The sequence below is a fragment of the Frateuria sp. YIM B11624 genome (genome assembly GCF_049727805.1).
Lineage (GTDB): Bacteria > Pseudomonadota > Gammaproteobacteria > Xanthomonadales > Rhodanobacteraceae > Frateuria_A.
In genome coordinates this window covers 43089-62993 of sequence record NZ_JBCNYA010000013.1, presented here as the reverse complement: position 1 = coordinate 62993, position 19905 = coordinate 43089, and the positions used below count along the sequence as shown (strand labels likewise).

Sequence of the window (19905 nt, the reverse complement as noted above, 5' to 3'; positions counted from 1 at the left end):
TGCCTGCGTTCCGGCCAGGCGACCTATCCCATCCCTGACGGGCAAGGTGGGCTGAACGCCCACCTGCCCTGCCCAAACGGGCCTATTCGTAACGTACGCCGGTGATCTCGTAGTGCTTGACGCCGTTGGGTGCCCTGAACTCGAAACTGTCACCCTCGCTCTTGCCGATCAGCGCGCGGGCGATCGGCGAAGACACCGCGATCAGCCGCTGCTTGATATCGGCCTCCAGGTCGCCCACGATCTGGTACGTCACCGCCTCACCGGAATCCTCGTCCTCCAGGTCCACGGTGGCACCGAAGACGACCTTGCTGCCGGCACCGAGCTTGGACACGTCGATCACCTCGGCGGTGGACAACGCACCCTCCAGCTCGCCGATGCGGCCTTCGATGAAGCTCTGCTGCTCGCGCGCGGCGTGGTATTCGGCATTTTCCTTGAGGTCGCCATGGGCGCGGGCCTCGGCGATCGCCGCGATGATCCGCGGACGCTCGACCGACTTGAGGCGATCCAGCTCGCCGCGAAGACGTTCCGAACCGGTCTTGGTCATGGGGGCGCGACTCATGCGCTCAGCTCCTTGTGCAGTTCCTGCAGGCTGTGCACGTCGGCCTCGCCGTGGAAATCCAGCGAATGGACGAGCGCGCGGGCGCCTGCCACGGTGGTCGAATAGGTGACGCGCTGCTGCAGGGCCTCGCGCCGGATCGAGAACGAGTCGGCGATCGCCTGCTTGCCCTCGGTCGTGTTGACGATATAGACGATCTCGCCGTTCTTGATCAGGTCGACGATGTGCGGCCGGCCCTCGAGCACCTTGTTGATGCGCTCGCACGGCACGCCGTGCTCATTGAGGAAGGCCGCCGTACCGCCGGTGGCGACCAGGCTGAAGCCGCGCGAGAGCACTTCCTTCGCAACGGGCAGCAGCCGCTCCTTGTCGGCGTCGCGCACCGACAGGAATACCTTGCCCTTGGACGGCGCCTTGATGCCTGCCGCCTCGTGGCCGCGCGCGAAGGCGGCGCCGAACTGGCGGCCCACGCCCATCACCTCGCCGGTCGAACGCATTTCCGGCCCGAGGATCGGATCGACGTTCTGGAACTTCAGGAACGGGAAGATCGCCTCCTTCACCGAGTAATAGTCCGGGATGATTTCCCGCGTGGCACCCTGGCTTGCCAGCGTGCGGCCGGCCATGCAGCGGGCGGCGATCTTGGCCAGCGGCATGCCGGTCGCCTTGGAGACGAACGGCACCGTGCGCGACGCACGCGGGTTCACTTCCAGGATGTAGACGGTGTCGCCCTGGATCGCGAACTGCGTGTTCATCAGGCCGATGACCTTGAGCTCCTTGGCCATCGCGGCGACCTGGCGGCGCAGTTCGTCCTGGATCTCCGGCGTGAGCGAATACGGCGGCAGCGAGCAGGACGAGTCGCCCGAGTGCACGCCGGCCTCCTCGATGTGTTCCATGATGCCGCCGACCAGCACGTTGCCTTCGGCGTCGGCGATGATGTCCACGTCCACCTCGACCGCGTGGTCGAGGAAGCGGTCCAGCAGCACCGGCGAATCGTTGGAGACCTGCACCGCCTCGCGGATGTAGCGCGAGAGGTCGGCGTCGTCGTAGACCACTTCCATCGCGCGGCCGCCCAGCACGTAGCTCGGGCGCACCACCAGCGGGTAACCGATCTCGCGCGCCAGCGCCAGCGCCTCGTCGGCGTTGCGCGCGGTGCGGTTGGGCGGCTGGCGCAGGCCCAGCTTGTGGATCATCTGCTGGAAGCGCTCGCGATCCTCGGCCAGGTCGATCGAATCGGGCGAGGTGCCGATCACCGGCACGCCGGCGGCCTCGAGCGCGCGCGCGAGCTTGAGCGGCGTCTGGCCGCCGTACTGCACGATCACGCCCTTGGGTTTCTCCAGCTCGACGATCTCCAGTACGTCCTCGAGCGTGAGCGGCTCGAAGTACAGGCGGTCGGAGGTATCGTAGTCGGTCGACACGGTCTCCGGGTTGCAGTTGACCATGATGGTCTCGAACCCGTCCTCGCGCAGCGCGAGCGCCGCATGCACGCAGCAGTAGTCGAACTCGATGCCCTGGCCGATGCGGTTCGGGCCGCCGCCCAGCACCACGATCTTCTCGCGGTCGGACGGATGGGCCTCGCACTCTTCCTCGTAGGTCGAGTACATGTAGGCCGTGCTGGTGGCGAATTCCGCCGCGCAGGAATCCACGCGCTTGTACACCGGGCGCACGCCCAGCGTATGGCGCAGGTGGCGCACGGCCGCCTCGTCGGTGCTGAGCAGTTGGGCGATGCGCGCATCGGCGAAGCCCATGCGCTTCAACTCACGCATGCGCGGGGCGTTGAGCGCGGTCAAGCCCTGTGTCTTGACCTCCTTCTCGGTCAGGACGATGTCCTCGAACGCGGCCAGGAACCATGGGTCGATGCGGCTGCAGTCGAAGATCTCTTCCAGCGACAGGCCGGCGCGGAAGGCATCGGCGACGTAGAACACGCGCTCGGGCCGCGGCTCGCGCAGCTCGCGCCTGACCGTGGCCAGACCCTCGGCGCTGGTCAGGTCCAGGCCGGTGGGATTGAGCCCCGTCTTGCCGATCTCCAGCCCGCGCAGCGCTTTCTGCAGCGATTCGTGGAAAGTGCGGCCCATCGCCATCACTTCGCCCACCGACTTCATCTGCGTGGTCAGGCGCGCGTCGGCCGACGGGAACTTCTCGAAGGCGAAGCGCGGGATCTTGGTGACCACGTAATCGATCGTCGGCTCGAACGAAGCCGGCGTGAGGCCGCCGGTGATGTCGTTCTTGAGCTCGTCCAGCGTGTAGCCCACGGCCAGTTTCGCGGCGACTTTCGCGATCGGAAAGCCGGTCGCCTTGGAGGCCAGCGCCGAGGAGCGCGACACGCGCGGGTTCATCTCGATCACCACCACGCGGCCGTTCTCGGCGTTGATGCCGAACTGCACGTTGGAACCGCCGGTGTCCACGCCGATCTTGCGCAGTACGGCGATGCTCGCGTCGCGCAGGCGCTGGTATTCCTTGTCGGTGAGCGTCTGCGCCGGCGCCACGGTGATCGAGTCACCGGTGTGCACGCCCATCGGATCGAGGTTCTCGATCGAGCAGACGATGATGCAGTTGTCCGCCTTGTCGCGGACCACCTCCATCTCGAACTCCTTCCAGCCGAGCACCGATTCCTCGACCAGCACCTCGTGCACCGGCGACAGATCGAGGCCGCGCTTGACGATCTCCTCGAACTCCTCGACGTTGTAGGCGATGCCGCCGCCGGAGCCACCCAGGGTGAAGCTCGGGCGGATGATGGTCGGGAAGCCGACCTTGGCCTGGATCTCGACCGCCTGCTCGTAGCTGCGCGCCACTTCCGCCTTCGGGCAGTCCAGCCCGATCTCGGCCATCGCCTGCTTGAACAGCTCGCGGTCTTCGGCCATGCGGATCGCATCGCGCGAGGCGCCGATCAGCTCGACGCCGTGCCGCTCCAGTACGCCATGGTCGGCCAGGTCGAGCGCGCAATTGAGCGCGGTCTGGCCGCCCATGGTGGGCAACACCGCGTCGGGCTTTTCCTTGGCGATGATGCGCTCGACCGTCTGCCAGTTGATCGGCTCGATGTAGACCGCGTCGGCCATCTCCGGGTCGGTCATGATCGTGGCCGGGTTGGAGTTGACCAGGATCACCCGGTAGCCCTCTTCCCGCAGCGCCTTGCATGCCTGCGCGCCGGAGTAGTCGAACTCGCACGCCTGGCCGATCACGATCGGACCGGCGCCGATGATCAGCACGCTCTTGATGTCGGTGCGCTTGGGCATTAGCGGGCCTCCTGCATGAGCTGCGCGAAGCGCGCGAAGAGATAGACCACGTCACGGGGACCGGGCGAGGCCTCCGGGTGGCCCTGGAAGCAGAACGCCGGGCGGTCGGTGAGGGCGAAGCCCTGCAGCGAGCCGTCGAACAGCGAGGTGTGGGTGATGCGCACGTTGGCCGGGAGCGTCGCCGGATCCACCGCGAAGCCATGGTTCTGGGACGTGATCAGCACGCGGCCGTCGTCGTGGTCCTTCACCGGGTGGTTGGCGCCGTGGTGGCCGAACTTCATCTTGATGGTCTTCGCGCCGAGCGCGAGGCCCATCAGCTGATGGCCCAGGCAGATGCCGAACAGCGGGATCTTCGCGTCCAGGAAAGCCTTCGTCGCCGCGATCGCGTAATCGCAGGCCGCCGGATCGCCGGGGCCGTTGGACAGGAACACGCCATCGGGCTTCATCGCCAGCACCTCGGCGGCGGGCGTCTGTGCCGGCACCACGGTGATGTCGCAGCCGTGGCTGGCCAGCAGGCGCAGGATGTTCAGCTTGGTGCCGTAGTCGTAGGCGACCACCTTGTAGCGCGTGTCCGGCTGGGTGAAGGCGGCGCGGTCCAGGTCGTACACGCCCTCGGTCCAGCGGTAGGGTTCGCGCACGCTGACCACCTTGGCCAGGTCCATGCCGTTCAGGCCGGGGAAGGCGCGCGCCTTGGCCAGCGCCGTCTCGGCGTCGATTCCCTCGCCGGCCAGGATGCAGCCGTTCAGCGCGCCCTTGTCGCGCAGGATGCGGGTCAGGCGACGGGTGTCGATGCCGGCGATTGCCACGATGTTCTGGCGGGCCAGGTACTCGGGCAGGCTTTCGGTGCTGCGCCAATTGCTCGGCCGGCGCGGCACATCGCGCACGATCAGGCCGGCGGCCTGGACGCGGGTCGACTCGGCATCGGTCGGGGTCACCCCGGTGTTGCCGACGTGGGGATAGGTCAAGGTGACGATCTGGCGGGCGTAGGAGGGATCGGTGAGGATCTCCTGGTAGCCCGTCATCGCCGTGTTGAAAACCACCTCGCCGACGGTTTCGCCAGTCGCGCCCACGGCGTGGCCGTGGAACACGCTGCCATCTTCGAGGGCAAGCAGAGCGGGAATGGGCATTGGGGGGCCGCCTTTAGGTGCAGCAAGGTCCGCAAGCCGCTGGAAGCAGGCTTGTGGACCTTGGGTCGGAAGAAGTCTCGGGCGGGACGCAATGATAGAAGCGGGGGCCGATTCTGTCCACCGGACGAATGCGTGAACCGCGCATTCACGCGGGCGTCTGTGCGCTGCCGGCGCGCGCTAAAATGGTCCGTATCCCGTTCGATCGGTAGTCCATGAACGCCACCGTCCTGCTCGATCCTGCCCGCCTCGACCGCCCTGACACGGACGTGCGCAACGAGCCCTTTCCGTTCCTGATCGCGCACGGCCAGTTGCCGGATGACGCGCGCAACGAGCTCGAACGCGATTTTCCGCGCTACACCAGTGCAGGCTTCTTTCCCTATGACCCGGCCGATTGCGGCCCGTCGATCAAGGCGCTGGTGGCCAACCTGACCGCGCCGGCCTTCGCCCGCGCGATTGGTGCGCGCCTGGGCATCGAAGACCTGGGCCAGTACCCGACGCTGGTGACCTTGTGCCGCTACTTGAACAAGCGCCACGGCACCATCCATACCGACAGCAAGTCGAAGGTGGCCACCGCCCTGCTCTACCTCAACCGGCAGTGGCCGGACACCAGCGACGGCTGCCTGCGCTTCCTGCACCGTATCGACGACATCGACGCCATCGTTGCGCCCGAACTGACGCCGCTGTACGGCGAGTTCGCCGTGTTCAAGCGCTGCGAGAACTCCTTCCACGGCCACCTGCCCTTCGAGGGCGAGCGCCGCGTCATCCAGGTCGCCTGGCTGACCAGCGAAGAGGAAAAGCTGCGCAAGACGCGGCGCGGCAAGTTCTCGCGCAGCTTCAAGAAACTCGTCGGCGTGCTCGATCGCAAGTTCGGCGCCGGCCGTGACCGCAACGCCGCACACCGCGACTGACCGGAGCACACTCCGGTCACGCGGGGTACGTCTATCGAATGCCGATCACCCAGAGCAGGATGGCGAACACGCCGTAGAGCGCACCTACCGGCACCAGCCAGCGCGCCTTGACGTGGCCTCGCTGGAACAGCCACCACAGGTAGCCGACCGCCACCGTCGTGAGTACGCCGGCCACGATCAGTGCATCGTCGAACAGCCACGGGGTGAAGAACAGCGCCAGCGAACTGGGAATGGTCGCCTGGATCATCATGGCGCCGGAGATGTTCGCCAGCGCCAGCCGTTCCTTGCCCTGGCGCACCCAGATCAGCGCATTGACTGTCTCGGGCAGCTCGGTGGCCACGGGGCTGAGCACCAGCGCCACCAGGTGCGCCGACAGGCCGAACGCCACGCCGATCACCTCGATCTGCGTCACGAAGATGCGCGAGGCGATGGCGATCACCACCAGTGCCGACACGCTCTGGGCGATCACGCGCCACATCGCCGGATCGTCGGCGTGCGGCTGGAACTTCAGCGGCTCGAGTTCCTCCTCGTCGGCCGCCATGTCGCCGCTTTTCAGCTCGCGCCAGACGTACAAGCCGTACGCGGCGACGAAGAGCACGCCCAGCCAGGGCTTCAGCGCAAACGCCATCAGGCCCAGCGCGCACTTGACCACGAAGATCGACAGGAACCAGCGCTGGTCGCGCGCCAGGCGCGCGTTGTCCACCTTGACCACCGCGTCGGGGCGCCGCAGGCGGTGGCGGTTGCTCCACAGTGCGATGCCGACCATGGCATAGGCGATGGTGCCGAGCACCAAGGGTCCGCCCAGGGCCGCGCCCACGCCGATGTCGCGCTGCTCCGGCGTATGCCCGAACACCACGGCGATGAAGGTGACCGCGCTTTCCGGCAATGCAGTGCCGAAGGCGGCGAGCACGGTGCCGGTGGCGGTAGCGTCGAGCCGGCACTTGCGGCCCAGCCATTCGATGCCGTTGACGAAGTACTCGCAGGCCGCGTAGATCGCGCCGGCGGAGAGCAGGAACCACAACGTGGTGAGCATGCGATACGTATCCGGCCGGGCGAGCGGAAATCCCATGGCGCAACGATGCGGCCCGCCCGGCGAGGGTTCGAGCGCATCGTGGCCAAAGGTCTCGCCGGGCACGCGCCCCGCCGGTTTCGCGGCGGTGCGGCCATCCACGCCATGGAACGCAAGCTCCAAGTCTGTTGACGCGGATTCCTCGGGGAACGAAGGCGGTGCGCCTTCGCGGGTGAGGATGGCTACTCCCCAATGACAACGGCCGCATGGTAGCGGCGGGTGGCGGACGCGACAAGCATTCCGCACCTGACCACCGTAAGGTGGGCTTCAGTCCACCCGCTTTTTGCCGTACGACGATCGGTGGGCCGAAGCCCTACCCTGTGGATTACGTCCCGAGCCGCGAGGCCAGCATCGCTTCGAGATCGTAGGCGCCGGGAGGTTGGCCGTGCAGCCAGTGCGCCGCCTCGATCGCGCCACGGGCGAAGATGCTGCGGTCGGTCGCCCGATGGCCCAGTTCCACGCGTTCACCGGCGCCTACCAGCAGCGCCGTGTGCTCGCCCACGATGTCGCCGCCGCGCACCACCGCGAAGCCGATGCTGCCGGCACGCCGCGCGCCCTCGCGCGTCCCGGTAACGCCGTCCCGGGCGAGCGAGGTGCCGCGCGCCGCAGCAGCGGCTTCGCCGAGCGACAGCGCCGTACCCGAGGGGGCATCCGTCTTGCGGTTGTGGTGCGCCTCGACGATTTCCAGGTCCCACGCTGGCAATGCGGCCGCGGCCTGGCGCAGCAAGCGGGTGAGCACAGCCACGCCGAGACTGAAGTTGCTCGCATGCATCAGCGGAGTCTGCGAGGCGGCCTGCGCCAGGCGCGTCGCGAGCGCGTCGCCGACGCCGGTGGTGCCGCTCACCAGCGCCACACCGTGCTCCGTGCAGTAATCCAGCGCGGACGCCAACCCCTCCGGGCCGCTGAAGTCGATCACCGCATCCAGCGGCTCCCGCGGCCAGTCCGCGCTGAAGCACGGCGTGTTGCGATCGTGCCAGGCGGGTTCGCCCAGGCAAGGCACGCCCGGTGCGGTGATCGCAGCGACCACTTCGAAGCGCGCGTCGTCATGCAGCAGGTCGAGCAAGGCGCGACCCATGCGGCCGGTGGCGCCATTGACGGCGAGGCGGAGCGGTCGGTTCATCACGTGGATCCATGCGGCGGAGGCGCGTAGCGTAACCGCACGCCGCGCCACCGTGCTTGCGTCGAGCCCGCGTGCCGATTACCCTGCCCGACCTTTCCACCCGCGCAGAGGAGATCGGCCCATGAATGTCGTATCGCAGACCTGCGCCGGGTCGACCTCGCACTGAGCGTCCCGGACGGCCGCAGCCGTCCCCTTCCATCGCGTCGACCCAGGCGTCCCGCTTCGACCACCCGCAAGGGCGGTCGCTCCGTCTTGCCTATCGGGAACACGCATGTCGACGACGAATTTCACGCTGGACCAGCTCGGCTGGCGGCCGGCCTATGCGCAACACCTCACACTCGAGGACTTTGAAACTGGCCAGCCCGCGCGGGTCGTCGGCGTGCAGCGCAGCGGGCTGTCCGTGCTGTGCAGCCGTGGCCTGCTCGCGGTCACGGTGCCGCCGGCACTCTGCGCGGGCAGCGAACCCGCGCCCACCGTCGGCGACTGGGTGCTGGTCGACGCCGATGCCGCACGGGTCCGCCGGCTGCTGCCGCGGCACTCGCTGCTCGCGCGCGTGGCGGCGGGTACGGCGCAGCGCACGCAGGCCATCGCCGCCAACCTGGATACCTTGCTGGTGGTGACCTCATGCAACGCGGATTTCAACGCGTCGCGCCTGGAACGCTATCTCGCACTCGCCTTCGATGCCGGCATCACGCCGGTCGTCGTGCTGACCAAGGCGGACCTGTGTGCGGACCCGGAAAGCTACCTGGAGGCAGCCGCCTCGCTGGCACCCGGCATCGCGGTGGTCGCCGTGGACGCGACCGCGGCTGCATCCGCGGCGCGGCTGGCGCCCTGGCTGGCACACGGCCGGACGGTCGCGTTGGCCGGCTCTTCCGGCGTGGGCAAGTCCACCCTGACCAACACGCTGATCGACGATGCGCGGCAGGACACCGCCGGCATCCGTGAGGACGACGCGCGCGGCCGCCATACGACCACCTCACGCGGGATGTTCGCGCTGCCCACGGGTGCCTGGGTGATCGACACGCCGGGCATGCGCGAGCTGCGCGTTGGTGCGGTGGACGCGGGGCTGGATACCGTGTTCGACGAGGTGGAAAGGCTGGCGGCGCTATGCCGCTTCCGCGACTGCAGCCATGCGGGCGATACGGGTTGCGCGGTGGAACGGGCGGTCGCCGACGGACGGCTGGATGCCCGGCGGCTGGCCAGCTACCACAAGCTGCAGCGGGAAGCCGCCGGCGCCTCGCGGACGCTCAGGGAACGCCACGAAAAGGAGCGGCAGTTCGGCGCCCTGCAGCGCCAGGCCCAGCGCGCGAAGCGGGAGATGCGCAAGCAGGACCGGTGATGTGCGAAGACGAGCACGGCCATCGCACGAAGCACTTCGCGCGATGGCCGTTCGCTCAGGAGGTGACGCGCGAGAGGAAATCCTTGACGCCGTCGACCCAGCTCTTGGCGCGCGGCGTATGCGCATCGGGCTCGCCTTCGGCGAAGGTGGCCTCGAGCTTTTCCAGCAGTTCGCGCTGCTCGCGGGTCAGGCGCACCGGCGTTTCCACCATCACGCGGCAGATCAGGTCGCCGACGCGTCCTGAGCGCACCGACTTCACGCCGCGCCCGCGCAGGCGGAAGGTCTGGCCGGTCTGGGTTTCCGGCGGGATCGACACCGGCACTTCGCCTTCCAGCGTCGGCACCTTGAGTTCGGCGCCCAGCGCGGCCTGGGCGAAGCGGATCGGCACCTCGCAGTGCAGGTCGTTGCCGTCGCGCTGGAAGATCGCGTGCTCGCGCACGCGCACGTCCACGTACAGGTCGCCCGCCTCGGCACCCGCCGGGCCGGCCTCGCCCTGCCCGGAAAGCCGGATACGGTCGCCGTTGTCCACGCCGGCGGGGATGCGCACCGACAGCGTGCGCGTCTCCTCCAGCAGGCCTTCGCCGCGGCAGGCCTTGCAGGGCTTCTCGATGGTCTGGCCGCTGCCGCCGCAATGCGGGCAGGCCTGCTGGATCGAGAAGATGCCGTTCTGCATGCGCACGCGGCCGTGACCGTGGCAGGTCTTGCACTGGGTGGTCTTGCCGTCGGCCGAACCGGTGCCGTTGCAGTGGTGGCAGTTGACCTGGGTGGGGATCTCGATCGTCTTCTCGACGCCGAACACCGCCTCTTCCAGGTCCAGCTCCATCACGTAGCGCAGGTCCGCGCCGCGGCGCGGGCGACCGCGGCCGCCGCCCATGCCGAAGATGTCGCCGAAGATGTCCCCGAAGATGTCGCCCATGTCGCCGAAACCGCCGCGGCCGCCCATGCCGCCCTCGAAGGCGGCATGGCCGTGCTGGTCGTACATCGCGCGCTTCTGGGGATCGGCCAGGACCTCGTAGGCCTCCTTGGCTTCCTTGAACTTCTCCTGCGCGGTCGGATCGTCCGGGCAACGGTCCGGGTGGTATTTCATCGCCAGCCGGCGAAAGGACTTCTTCAGCTCGACTTCGGTGACGCTGCGCTCGACGCCGAGCACCTCGTAGTAATCGCGCTTGCCCGTTGCTGCATTCATGACTTCGACGACACCCCTACTGGAACCTGTGCTACTGAAACCTGCCTGACTGCAGCCTGGCGCTGCTCGACCCTGAGCCGCCCATCAACAAACAGCCCGCGCGGCATGATAGCCGGCGCGGGCTGCTTGACCATCGGCTGCACCGGCTACCGACGCTTACTTCTTCTCGTCCTTGACCTCGGTGAACTCGGCATCGACCACGTCGTCGGGCTGCGCCGAACCGCCGCCCGGCGCGGCCTGCGGACCGGCCTCCGGGCCGGCGCCACCGCCCTGCGCCGCCGCATAGAGCGGCTGCGCGACCTGCTCGAGCTTCTGCATCTTCGCTTCGATCTGCGCCTTGTCGTCGCCGTCCTTGACCTTCTCCAGTTCCGACAGCGCCTCCTCGATGCCGCCGATCTGCGCGCCGACCTTGCCGCCGTGCTCCTTCAGCGCGCTGCGGGTGGCGTGCACCAGCTGGTCGGCCTTGTTGCGGGTGGCGACCAGCTCGTGGAACTTCTTGTCTTCTTCCTTGTTCGCCTCGGCGTCGGCGACCATCCGCTGGATCTCCTCCTCGGACAGGCCCGAGCCGGCCTTGATCTCGATCTTCTGCTCCTTGCCCGTCTTCTTGTCCTTGGCCGACACGTGCAGGATGCCGTTGGCGTCGATGTCGAAGGTGACCTCGATCTGCGGCATGCCGCGCGGCGCCGGATCGATGCCCGACAGGTCGAAGCGGCCCAGCGACTTGTTCGCGCTGGCGCGCTCGCGCTCACCCTGCAGCACGTGCACGGTCACCGCGGTCTGGTTGTCGTCGGCGGTCGAGAAGGTCTGCGCGGCCTTGGTCGGCACGGTGGTGTTCTTCTCGATCAGCTTGGTCATCACGCCGCCCATGGTCTCGATGCCGAGCGACAGCGGGGTGACGTCCAGCAGCAGCACGTCCTTGACCGAACCGCCCAGCACGCCGCCCTGGATCGCCGCGCCCACGGCCACGGCCTCGTCCGGATTGACGTCCTTGCGCGGCTCCTTGCCGAAGAAGTCCTTGACCGACTCCTGCACCTTGGGCATGCGAGTCTGGCCGCCGACGAGGATCACCTCGTTGATGTCCGACACGCGCAGCCCGGCATCGTTGAGCGCGATGCGGCACGGCTCGATGGTGCGCTTGACCAGGTCTTCCACCAGCGCTTCGAGCTTGGCGCGGGTGAGCTTGATGTTGAGGTGCTTCGGACCGGAGGCGTCGGCCGTCACGTACGGCAGGTTCACCTCGGTCTGGTGCGCGGAGGAAAGCTCGATCTTGGCGCGCTCGGCCGCGTCCTTCAGGCGCTGCAAGGCCAGCGGATCCTTGCGCAGGTCGATGCCCTGGTCCTTCTGGAATTCGTCGACGAGGTAGTCGATCACGCGCTTGTCGAAGTCCTCGCCGCCGAGGAAGGTGTCGCCGTTGGTGGCCAGCACCTCGAACTGCTTCTCGCCGTCGACTTCGGCGATCTCGATGATCGAGACGTCGAAGGTGCCGCCGCCGAGGTCGTACACGGCGATCTTGCGGTCGCCGCCCTTCTTGTCCAGGCCATAGGCCAGCGCGGCCGCGGTCGGCTCGTTGATGATGCGCTTGACCTCCAGGCCAGCGATGCGGCCGGCGTCCTTGGTCGCCTGGCGCTGGCTGTCGTTGAAGTAGGCCGGCACCGTGATCACCGCCTCGGTGACGGTCTCGCCGAGATAGTCCTCGGCGGTCTTCTTCATCTTCATCAGGACCTTCGCAGAGATCTCCTGCGGCGCCATCTTCTTGCCGTCGGAAGTCTCCACCCAGGCGTCGCCGTTCTCGTGCGCGACGATGCCGTAGGGCACGATGTGCAGGTCCTTCTGGACCTCGGCGTCGGTGAACTTGCGGCCGATCAGGCGCTTCACCGCATAAAAGGTGTTCTTCGGATTGGTCACGCTCTGGCGCTTGGCCGGCGCGCCGACCAGCACTTCGTTGTCCTTGCTGAAGGCGACGATGGACGGCGTGGTGCGATCGCCCTCGGAATTCTCGATCACCTTCGCGTTGGTGCCGTCCATGACGGCGACGCAGGAGTTGGTGGTACCCAGGTCGATGCCGATGATCTTGCCCATTTGTTCAGCTCCAATGCTTTCAGGCGGCCCCCGCGGCCGCGATGGTTGTTCAGATGGTGGCCCGCTTCCGGCGATTCAATGCCGGTGGGCCGGTATGTAGCCGGCGGCGCCGCGCCGGTCAGTCCTTGGCCACGGCGACCAGCGCGGGACGCAGCAGCCGGTCGTTCAGCACGTAGCCCTTCTGCAGCACGTTGACCACGGTGCCCGGCGCCTTGCCCGGCGCCTCGACCATGCTCACGGCGTGGTGGCGTTCCGGATCGAGCGCTTGGTCGACCGGATCGACCTGCACCAGGCCGTGGTTCTCGGCAACTTTGAGCAACGCCTTCAAGGTCAGCGCCAGGCCCTCGCGCACCGCGGCGGCATCGCCGCTCTCGATCGCCAGACCACGCTCGAGGCTGTCGTACACCGGCAGCAGTTCGTTCAGCAGCTTCTCGTTGGCGAAGCGGCGCGCCTGCTCCAGGTCGCGATGCAGGCGGCGGCGCTGGTTCTCCAGCTCGGCGTGCTCCCGCAGCACGGTTTCGCGCAACTCGGCGTTGCTCGCCTCCAGTTCCGCGATGCGGGCCTGCAAGGCGTCATGGCCCGGCGCGTCCGGATTGCCCGGTTCCTGCACCTGCTCCGGCGTCTGCTCGTTGTTCTGCATGCATTACTCCCAAAGAGAAGTCCGGGCCGGCACCTCCGTGCCGACCGTCAAAAAACTGCGGGAAACCCGCCCTCCGGGGGCGGTTATAGGGACGTCGCGGCGCGATTCAAGGCGTCGCTGAGCAATCCGGCCGTCGCCTGCACGACCGGGATGACGCGCTCGTAGGCCATCCGGGTCGGGCCGATCACGCCGACCGCACCCAACACCCGGCCCTGGGCGCCGTAGCTGGCGGTCACCACGCTGCAGCCGTCCAGCGCCGCGAAGCCCGATTCCTCGCCGATGAACAGCCGCACGCCCGGGGCCCGGGCGCACACCTCCATCAGCTGCAGCAGCTCGTTCTTCTTCTGGAAGGCCTCGAACAATTCGCGCAGGCGGTCCAGGTCGGCCAGTTCGGCATAACCCATCAGGTTGGTCTGGCCGCTGACCAGCACATCCTCGCCGCCGTTCTGGGGGGCGAAGGAGGCTGCCGCCAACTCGGTGGCGCTGGCCACCAGGCGGTTCAGTTCGCTGCCCGCCTCGCGCAGTTCGCGCAGCAGGTGGGCGCGGATGTCATCCACCCGCAGGCCGGCGAAGTGCGTATTGAGGTAGTTGGCCGCCTGTTCCAGCTCGCTGCCGGCCAGCGGGCGGGCCAGTTGCACGATGCGGTTCTGCACCTGGTTGTCGGAGAACACCAGGATCACCAGCACGCGCGCGTCCGGTAGCGGCACGAAGTCGATGTGGCGCAGCGGGAAATCGCCCTGGCGCGGCACTGTCACCACGCCGGCGAAATGGGTCATCGCCGAGAGCAGGGTCGAGACGTTGCCGAGCAGGTCGCGGGTGGTGGTGGGCCCGGGCGGCAGCTCGCGCTTGAGCCGGGCCATCTCCTCGCGGGGCAGCGGCTGCAGCTCGATCAGGCTGTCGACGAACAGGCGCAGGCCTCGCGGCGTGGGCACGCGCCCGGCCGAGGTGTGCGGCGAGGCGACCAGGCCGGCGTCTTCCAGGTCGGACATGATGTTGCGGATGGTCGCCGGGCTCACGTCCAGGCCGGAGGAGCGCGACAGCGTGCGCGACCCGACGGGCTCGCCGTCGGCCAGGTACTGCGCGATCAGCGTGCGCAGCAGGCGGCGGGCGCGGGCGTCGAGGTCGTGGGATCGGGACATGCGCTGTGGCAGACGGTGAGACGACACAGAAATAAGGTGTGGTGGCCGAGTTTGCAAGAAAGCCGGCCGCGACGGTAGCCACGCTACGCGCGTCCCTTCTGCCCGTACAATTCGACGCCATGCTCACCTCCCTCTACGTCCGCCATTTCGCCGTCGTCGAAGCCGCCGAAGTCGCCTTCGGCCCGGGCCTGACCGTGGTCAGCGGCGAGACCGGCGCGGGCAAGTCGCTGCTGGTCGACGCATTGATGCTGCTGGCCGGCGCGCGCGCCGACAGCGGCATGGTGCGCGAGGGCTGCGACCGCGCCGAACTGATCGCCGAATTCGACCTGTCCACCCTGCCCGAGGCCCGAGCCTGGCTGGAGCGGGAGGAACTGGACGACGAGGGCGCCTGCCAGCTGCGTCGCGTGATCCGCGCCGAGGGCAGCTCGCGCGCCTGGATCAACGGCCGCCCAGCCAACGCCAGCCAGCTCGGCGAGCTGGCCACCCTGCTGGTGGAGATCCACGGCCAGCACGAACACCAGGCGCTGCTCTCGCGCGGCCACCAGCTCGGGCTGCTCGACGCCTATGCCGGCAACGAAGACGCGCTGGCGCAGGTGCGCACGCTGGCCACGCAGTGGCGCGAGCTGGGCGCGCGCATCCGCAAGCTGAGCGGCGGCGACGACCGCGAGGCGAGGCTGGAACTGCTGCGCCACGAGGCCGGCGAACTGGAGCGATGGGCCCTGCCGGCCACCGAACTGGCCGAGCTGGAGGCCAGCCACAAGCGCCTGGCCAATGCCGGCCGGCTGGCCGAAGGCGCCTCCGGCGTGGTCGAGTTGCTCGATGGCGACAGCGAGTTCGCGCTGCGTCGCGCACTGGGCCGTGCGCACGGCGAACTGGGCAAGCTGGCGGCGATCGATCCGCGCCTCGCACCGCTGCTGGAGCTGCTGGACAACGCCGAGATCCAGCTCGGCGAAGCCTCCGACGGCCTTTCGCGTTACGCACAGGACGTCGACCTCGATCCCGAGCGCTATGCCGAGGTGGACGCTCACCTCACCCGCCTGCACGAACTGGCCCGGCGCCATCGCCTGCCGGTCGCCGAGCTGCACGAGCGGCTGGGTGCGCTGCAGGCCGAACTGGCCGAACTGGAAGGCGCCGGCGATGCGCTCGAGCGGCTGGCCGCCGAACGCACGCGCCTGGAACGCGATTACGCCAGTGCCGCCGACATCCTGGGCGAGGCGCGCCGCAGCGCAGCCGCACGCCTGGGTGAGGAGGTCAGCGCCCTGATGGGCGAGCTGGGCATGGCCGGCGGACGGCTGGTCGTCGAGCTCGAACCGGTCGACGGCGACGAGCCGGACGCCCAGGGCCGCGAACGTTGCGAACTGCTGGTCAGCGCCAACCCCGGCCAGCCGCCGCGGGCGTTGCGCAAGGTCGCCTCCGGCGGCGAACTGGCACGCATCAGCCTGGCCATCGAGGTGGCCACGCTGGGCAAGGACACGATCGGCTGCATGGTGTTCGACGAGGTCGACACCGGCATCGGCGGTGCGGTGGCCGAAGTGGTCGGTCAGAAGCTCCGTGCGCTCGGCGCCGAGCGCCAGGTCCTGTGCGTCACCCACCTGCCGCAGGTCGCGGCGCAGGGCCACGCCCACCTGCGCGTGAGCAAGCACAGCGACGGCGACACCACCCGCACGCAGATCGACAAGCTGGACGCTGCCGGTCGCCGCGACGAGCTGTCGCGCATGCTGGGCGGCGTGGAGATCTCGCGCGAGACGCGCGCCCACGCGAAGCAGATGCTGGAGCGCGCGCAAAGCGCCTGACGCTGCTGTGGACGTAGGGCGGGCTTCGGCCCACCGGCTTCGATGTCCCGAGGTGGGCTGAAGCCCCCTACGCCACCCGCGTCAGTTCTTGCGCTCGGACAGCAGCCCGCGTTCGCTGGCCATCCGGTACAGGTCCAGTTCCGAGCCGGCGCCGAGCTTGCCCATCAGGCTGGCGCGGTGGATGTAGATGGTCTTCTGCCCCACGCCCAGCACGGCGGCCACCTGCTTGGGCGCCTTGCCCGCGGCCAGCAGCAGGAACACTTCGCGCTCGCGCGCGGTGAGCCGGTTGACCGGGTCGAGTTCCTCGCTGGGTCGTTCGGCACGGCGCTGGCGCAGGTCCGAGCTCAGGAAGGTGTCGCCCTGCATCACCTGGCGCAGGCCCGCCACCAGTTCTTCCGGCGCGGCGCCCTTGGTGACGTAGCCGCTGGCGCCGCGACGGAGCGCCTCGGACACGTAGGGTTCGCCGTCATGCATGCTCAGCACCACGATGTGCGTATCCGGCGCCAGGCTGTGCAGGTGCTCGATCAGCGGCAGGCCGCTGCCGTCGGGCAACGACAGGTCGAGCGCCACCAGGTCGGGCCTGCGATGGTTGATCGCCTCCACCGCGTCGTCGGCGCAGCGGCACTCGGCGATCACTTCGAGATCCGGCTCCATTTCGATGAGCCGCTTGAACCCCTCGCGGACGATGGCGTGGTCGTCGACCAGAACGATGCTGTACATGCTGCCCCGCTGACTTGCCTGGTTTCGGGCGGCGCACCAGCCATGCCGTGTGGCTTGCCCGCTTCGGACGCCCCCGCGTCCGGCCCTGCGATCCGGAGTCTATAAGAGACCGGCCGCTCCTGCCCAAGGCCGCGCCGCGCGTTGGGCAGGCGACAGTCGCATGTACCATCCGCGGATGCGTTCGAAGCCCTTTTCCCTGCCCGACTCCGGCCCGCTGCTGGGCGTGCTCTACGTGCTGCTGTGGCTGGCGCTGCTGCCTACCCAGCAACCGTACTGGATGCTGCCCTTCGGCCTGCGCTTTGCCGCGCTGCTGATCGTGCCGGTGCGCCAGTGGTTCTGGCTCTTGGGGCTGGAACTGGCCGCCACCGCGATCCTGGATCTGCGCTCCGGCCTGCCGATGGGCTGGGAGACCTTCGTGGTCGGCGACCTGCCCGAGCCGCTGGTGATGGCGGTGGGCCTGTGGCTGCTGCGTCGGGTCAACCTGCACGCCAGCCTGCGCGATCCGGAGGAAGCCACCCGCCTGCTGCTCTCGGCCGTGCTGGTGGTCGGCGCCGTGGCGGCCACCGATGCGGTGCTGCTGGCGCTGCTGCACGAAAGCGCCGCGCCGGCGGCGATGGTGCGCGCGCTGGGCCGCGAACTGCTGGGCAACTACCTGGGTGTGCTGCTGGTGGCGCCGCTGGCGATCATGCTGCTGCGCGCCCGCCCCAATCGGAAGATGGTCGCCAGCCTGGTGATGGACGGACTGCTGGTGATGCTGCCGGCGATGGCGCTTCTGCTGATGCTCTCCGAGCACGCGGCGCCGCAACCGGAGTTCGCCCGCGTGCTGTCGCTCGCGCCGGTGCTGTTCTTCGCATTCCGCCACGGCTGGCGCGGCGCCACGCTGGCGATGCTGGTCTCCTGCATGGGCATGACCGCGGTCGACCACCAGCCCGGCCACGCACAGAGCGCGGCCGGCTACCTGTTCCTGGCGGTGGCGGGCACCGGTGCGCTGATGCTCGGCGCGGCGACCGACGCCCTGCGCCGCAGCAGCGAACGGGTGGCCGAGCAGAACGTCTACCTGGGCGCGGTCAACCGCCGCCTGGACCAGCTGGCCCGCCAGCTGCGCGACGCCGCGCGCGGCAACCTGCAGGCCGAGGAAAACCAGCGCCGGCACATGGCCGCCGAGCTGCACGACGAGCTGGGCCAGAACATCACCGCCATCCAGACCCACATGAAACTCGCCCAGGTGCGCCTGCGCCAGGCCGGGCTGGAGGACATCAGCGTCTCGATCAACACCATCCTGGGTTACATGCGGCGGGCCCTGCACCGCCTGCTGGACGACCTGCGCCCCGCCGTGCTCGACGAGTTCGGCCTGCTGCGCGCGCTGGACGAGGGCCCGATCCGCGATCTGCTGACCACCGCCGGGATCGTCTTCCACACCGACATGCGTGGCGACCCCCGCCTGCTGGACGAGGACACCCGCACCGCGGTGTACCGACTGGTACAGGAAAGCGCCACCAATGCGGTCAAGCATGCCCAGGCCAGCGAGTTCCGCCTGCGCCTGCGCATCGGCGAGCGCCACGGGGTCGTGCTGGCCCTGCTGGACATCCGCGACGACGGCGTGGGCCTGCCCAGCCGCCTGCCCCGCGGCGGCCGCGGCCTGCAGGGCATGCGCGACCGCGTCACCTCGCTCGGCGGCCTGTTCCGGCTGCGGCCGGACCGCCAAGGCGTCCATCTGCGGATTTTGTTGCGGGGCAGCACGCCAGGCCGTGAGCCCGGACGGCTGGCATAGGAATTTTTCCAATACCGCAATCGTGAACAGGTCGTTAGCATCCGTCCCATCGATGTGGGGGAGCCGCCATCGCAAGATGGCGTGCCGTGGTTACCGTGGGGACGGTGGCCACGAAGAACGGCAGGATGCCGTTCCGCCGGTACCAACGGCGTAGCCCGGCAAGCGAGCAATTCGCAATCGCCGAGGCGTCGAGTGGTAACGGATCAGCCGTGGGCGGACAGGAGTCCTCCCGCGGCTTTTTTTTGCCCTCGCGACCCGCCAGGCGCTGTCCGGCGGACAACCTGCCTCAGCGTGCCTTGCCCTTGGGCCGCACGTACAGAACCAGGCTGTGGTCTTCCAGCACGTAGCCGTGCCGGGCAGCGATCTCGTGCTGCAGCCGCTCGATCTCCTCACTGACGAACTCGATGACCTTGCCGCTGTCTACGTCGATCATGTGGTCGTGGTGCTTGCCGCGGTCGAGCTCGTAGACGGCCTGGCCGCCTTCGAAGTTGTGCTTGACCACGATGCCCGCGGCCTCGAACTGGGTGAGCACGCGGTAGACCGTGGCCAGGCCGATGTCTTCCTGGTCCGCGAGAAGTTTCTTGTAGACGTCCTCGGCGGTGAGGTGCTGCACACCCTCCTCTTCGAAGATCTGCAGGATCCGCATGCGCGGGTGGGTGACCTTCAGGCCGACCCGGCGCAGCTCTCTGGTTTCCTGTTCCATAGCGGGCTCCACGCACGGCGTACCAAGGCCGTTAGTGTATCATCCGACACCTTCACGATCCGGACGCAAACACGCATGCACAAGCTGATTCGCACGCTCGGTTCCGCCATGCTGGCACTCTCGGTGGTGGGCTGCGGGCTCGTCTACGTCCCCGACGTGCAGCAAGGCAATTTCCTCGACAAGAAGGACGTCGATCAGCTCAAGCCTGGCATGACCAAGCACCAGGTGCTGGTGCTGCTCGGCTCACCTTCGGTGCATACCCCGTTCAACGACAACCGCTGGGACTATGTGTCCACCCGGCAGCATCGCGGCGGTCCGATCACGATCCGTACCTTCACGCTCACCTTCAACAACGACACCTTGGTGCGCACCGAGGGCGATTTCTTCGCGCAGGACGCGGAGAAGATGCTCAAGGCCACCGAGAAGTACCACGCCACCTACCCGGTCGACGAGACCCAGGGCGACAAGAGCGGTGGCAGCAGCGACGACAGCGGCTCCACGCCGCCGGGCGACAGCGGCACGCCCTGA

General features: G+C 68.5%; 16 protein-coding genes and 1 riboswitch. Of the genes, 5 read left to right on the top strand and 11 right to left on the bottom strand.

Annotated elements, in window-relative coordinates; all coding sequences use genetic code 11:
- Positions 1 to 82: 82 nt before the first annotated feature.
- From greA to carA, 3 genes are read right to left on the bottom strand one after another with little or no spacing between them, the layout of a single operon-like run.
- Positions 83 to 559: a transcription elongation factor GreA gene (greA, locus tag AAIL17_RS08535; RefSeq protein WP_424682402.1), complete on the bottom strand. Its 477-nt coding sequence runs from the start codon at positions 557 to 559 to the stop codon at positions 83 to 85.
- Positions 556 to 3783, bottom strand: a complete 3228-nt coding sequence (gene carB, locus AAIL17_RS08530; protein ID WP_424682401.1) for a carbamoyl-phosphate synthase large subunit — start codon at positions 3781 to 3783, stop codon at positions 556 to 558. Before carB ends, greA begins: the two co-directional genes overlap by 4 nt.
- Positions 3783 to 4910: a glutamine-hydrolyzing carbamoyl-phosphate synthase small subunit gene (gene carA, locus AAIL17_RS08525; protein ID WP_424682400.1), complete on the bottom strand. Its 1128-nt coding sequence runs from the start codon at positions 4908 to 4910 to the stop codon at positions 3783 to 3785. Before carA ends, carB begins: the two co-directional genes overlap by 1 nt.
- Before the next feature lie 212 nt (positions 4911 to 5122).
- On the opposite strand from carA, the gene AAIL17_RS08520 reads away from it, so the two are divergent.
- Positions 5123 to 5818, top strand: a complete 696-nt coding sequence (locus AAIL17_RS08520) for a 2OG-Fe(II) oxygenase (RefSeq protein WP_424682399.1) — start codon at positions 5123 to 5125, stop codon at positions 5816 to 5818.
- Positions 5819 to 5849: 31 nt separating this feature from the next.
- Here AAIL17_RS08520 and AAIL17_RS08515 read toward each other — a convergent pair whose 3' ends face one another.
- Together AAIL17_RS08515 and dapB are read right to left on the bottom strand one after the other, a co-directional pair.
- Positions 5850 to 6851, bottom strand: coding sequence for a sodium:calcium antiporter (locus tag AAIL17_RS08515; RefSeq protein WP_424682398.1), 1002 nt, complete (start codon positions 6849 to 6851; stop codon positions 5850 to 5852).
- Positions 6852 to 6920: 69 nt separating this feature from the next.
- Positions 6921 to 7090: riboswitch (yybP-ykoY riboswitch) on the bottom strand.
- A gap of 122 nt (positions 7091 to 7212) precedes the next feature.
- Positions 7213 to 8007, bottom strand: coding sequence for a 4-hydroxy-tetrahydrodipicolinate reductase (gene dapB, locus AAIL17_RS08510; protein ID WP_424682397.1), 795 nt, complete (start codon positions 8005 to 8007; stop codon positions 7213 to 7215).
- Positions 8008 to 8278: 271 nt separating this feature from the next.
- Between dapB and rsgA the strand changes: the two genes are divergently transcribed.
- On the top strand, positions 8279 to 9346 hold the full coding sequence (gene rsgA, locus AAIL17_RS08505) for a ribosome small subunit-dependent GTPase A (protein WP_424682396.1): 1068 nt from the start codon (positions 8279 to 8281) through the stop codon (positions 9344 to 9346).
- Between the two features lie 55 nt (positions 9347 to 9401).
- On the opposite strand, the gene dnaJ is transcribed toward rsgA, so the two are convergent.
- From dnaJ to hrcA, 4 genes are all read right to left on the bottom strand, one after another.
- Positions 9402 to 10532 carry a molecular chaperone DnaJ gene (dnaJ, locus tag AAIL17_RS08500; protein WP_424682395.1) on the bottom strand — a complete coding sequence of 377 codons (1131 nt, stop codon included), beginning with the start codon at positions 10530 to 10532 and terminating at the stop codon, positions 9402 to 9404.
- 156 nt (positions 10533 to 10688) lie between these two features.
- Positions 10689 to 12611 carry a molecular chaperone DnaK gene (gene dnaK, locus AAIL17_RS08495; protein WP_424682394.1) on the bottom strand — a complete coding sequence of 641 codons (1923 nt, stop codon included), beginning with the start codon at positions 12609 to 12611 and terminating at the stop codon, positions 10689 to 10691.
- Between the two features lie 118 nt (positions 12612 to 12729).
- The gene (gene grpE / locus AAIL17_RS08490) at positions 12730 to 13251 is read right to left on the bottom strand and encodes a nucleotide exchange factor GrpE (RefSeq protein WP_424682393.1); all 522 of its coding nucleotides are present in this window, start codon (positions 13249 to 13251) and stop codon (positions 12730 to 12732) included.
- 83 nt (positions 13252 to 13334) lie between these two features.
- Positions 13335 to 14390 (bottom strand): heat-inducible transcriptional repressor HrcA, encoded by a 1056-nt coding sequence (hrcA, locus tag AAIL17_RS08485; RefSeq protein WP_424682392.1) that lies wholly within the window; start codon positions 14388 to 14390, stop codon positions 13335 to 13337.
- A 119-nt stretch (positions 14391 to 14509) separates the two neighbouring features.
- Here hrcA and recN point away from each other — a divergent pair, with 119 nt between their 5' ends.
- A complete protein-coding gene (gene recN, locus AAIL17_RS08480; RefSeq protein WP_424682391.1) occupies positions 14510 to 16183 on the top strand; it encodes a DNA repair protein RecN in 1674 nt (557 codons plus the stop codon).
- 81 nt (positions 16184 to 16264) lie between these two features.
- Here recN and AAIL17_RS08475 read toward each other — a convergent pair whose 3' ends face one another.
- Positions 16265 to 16903, bottom strand: a complete 639-nt coding sequence (locus AAIL17_RS08475) for a response regulator (RefSeq protein WP_424682390.1) — start codon at positions 16901 to 16903, stop codon at positions 16265 to 16267.
- Positions 16904 to 17078: 175 nt separating this feature from the next.
- Between AAIL17_RS08475 and AAIL17_RS08470 the strand changes: the two genes are divergently transcribed.
- Complete coding sequence (locus AAIL17_RS08470; protein ID WP_424682389.1) at positions 17079 to 18674, top strand: MASE1 domain-containing sensor histidine kinase; 1596 nt, start codon at positions 17079 to 17081, stop codon at positions 18672 to 18674.
- Between the two features lie 286 nt (positions 18675 to 18960).
- Here AAIL17_RS08470 and fur read toward each other — a convergent pair whose 3' ends face one another.
- Entirely contained in the window at positions 18961 to 19377 is a 417-nt protein-coding gene (gene fur, locus AAIL17_RS08465) for a ferric iron uptake transcriptional regulator (protein WP_424682388.1), read from the bottom strand.
- A gap of 75 nt (positions 19378 to 19452) precedes the next feature.
- On the opposite strand from fur, the gene AAIL17_RS08460 reads away from it, so the two are divergent.
- Positions 19453 to 19905: an outer membrane protein assembly factor BamE gene (locus tag AAIL17_RS08460; protein WP_424682387.1), complete on the top strand. Its 453-nt coding sequence runs from the start codon at positions 19453 to 19455 to the stop codon at positions 19903 to 19905.

Coding starts and splice junctions, on each gene's coding strand:
- rsgA (WP_424682396.1), top strand. CDS start 8,279: ATGTCGACGACGAATTTCACGCTGGACCAGCTCGGCTGGCGGCCGGCC.
- AAIL17_RS08470 (WP_424682389.1), top strand. CDS start 17,079: ATGCGTTCGAAGCCCTTTTCCCTGCCCGACTCCGGCCCGCTGCTGGGC.
- grpE (WP_424682393.1), bottom strand. CDS start 13,251: ATGCAGAACAACGAGCAGACGCCGGAGCAGGTGCAGGAACCGGGCAAT.
- AAIL17_RS08460 (WP_424682387.1), top strand. CDS start 19,453: ATGCACAAGCTGATTCGCACGCTCGGTTCCGCCATGCTGGCACTCTCG.
- fur (WP_424682388.1), bottom strand. CDS start 19,377: ATGGAACAGGAAACCAGAGAGCTGCGCCGGGTCGGCCTGAAGGTCACC.
- greA (WP_424682402.1), bottom strand. CDS start 559: ATGAGTCGCGCCCCCATGACCAAGACCGGTTCGGAACGTCTTCGCGGC.
- dapB (WP_424682397.1), bottom strand. CDS start 8,007: ATGAACCGACCGCTCCGCCTCGCCGTCAATGGCGCCACCGGCCGCATG.
- AAIL17_RS08520 (WP_424682399.1), top strand. CDS start 5,123: ATGAACGCCACCGTCCTGCTCGATCCTGCCCGCCTCGACCGCCCTGAC.
- hrcA (WP_424682392.1), bottom strand. CDS start 14,390: ATGTCCCGATCCCACGACCTCGACGCCCGCGCCCGCCGCCTGCTGCGC.
- recN (WP_424682391.1), top strand. CDS start 14,510: ATGCTCACCTCCCTCTACGTCCGCCATTTCGCCGTCGTCGAAGCCGCC.
- dnaJ (WP_424682395.1), bottom strand. CDS start 10,532: ATGAATGCAGCAACGGGCAAGCGCGATTACTACGAGGTGCTCGGCGTC.
- dnaK (WP_424682394.1), bottom strand. CDS start 12,611: ATGGGCAAGATCATCGGCATCGACCTGGGTACCACCAACTCCTGCGTC.
- carA (WP_424682400.1), bottom strand. CDS start 4,910: ATGCCCATTCCCGCTCTGCTTGCCCTCGAAGATGGCAGCGTGTTCCAC.
- AAIL17_RS08475 (WP_424682390.1), bottom strand. CDS start 16,903: ATGTACAGCATCGTTCTGGTCGACGACCACGCCATCGTCCGCGAGGGG.
- carB (WP_424682401.1), bottom strand. CDS start 3,783: ATGCCCAAGCGCACCGACATCAAGAGCGTGCTGATCATCGGCGCCGGT.
- AAIL17_RS08515 (WP_424682398.1), bottom strand. CDS start 6,851: ATGCTCACCACGTTGTGGTTCCTGCTCTCCGCCGGCGCGATCTACGCG.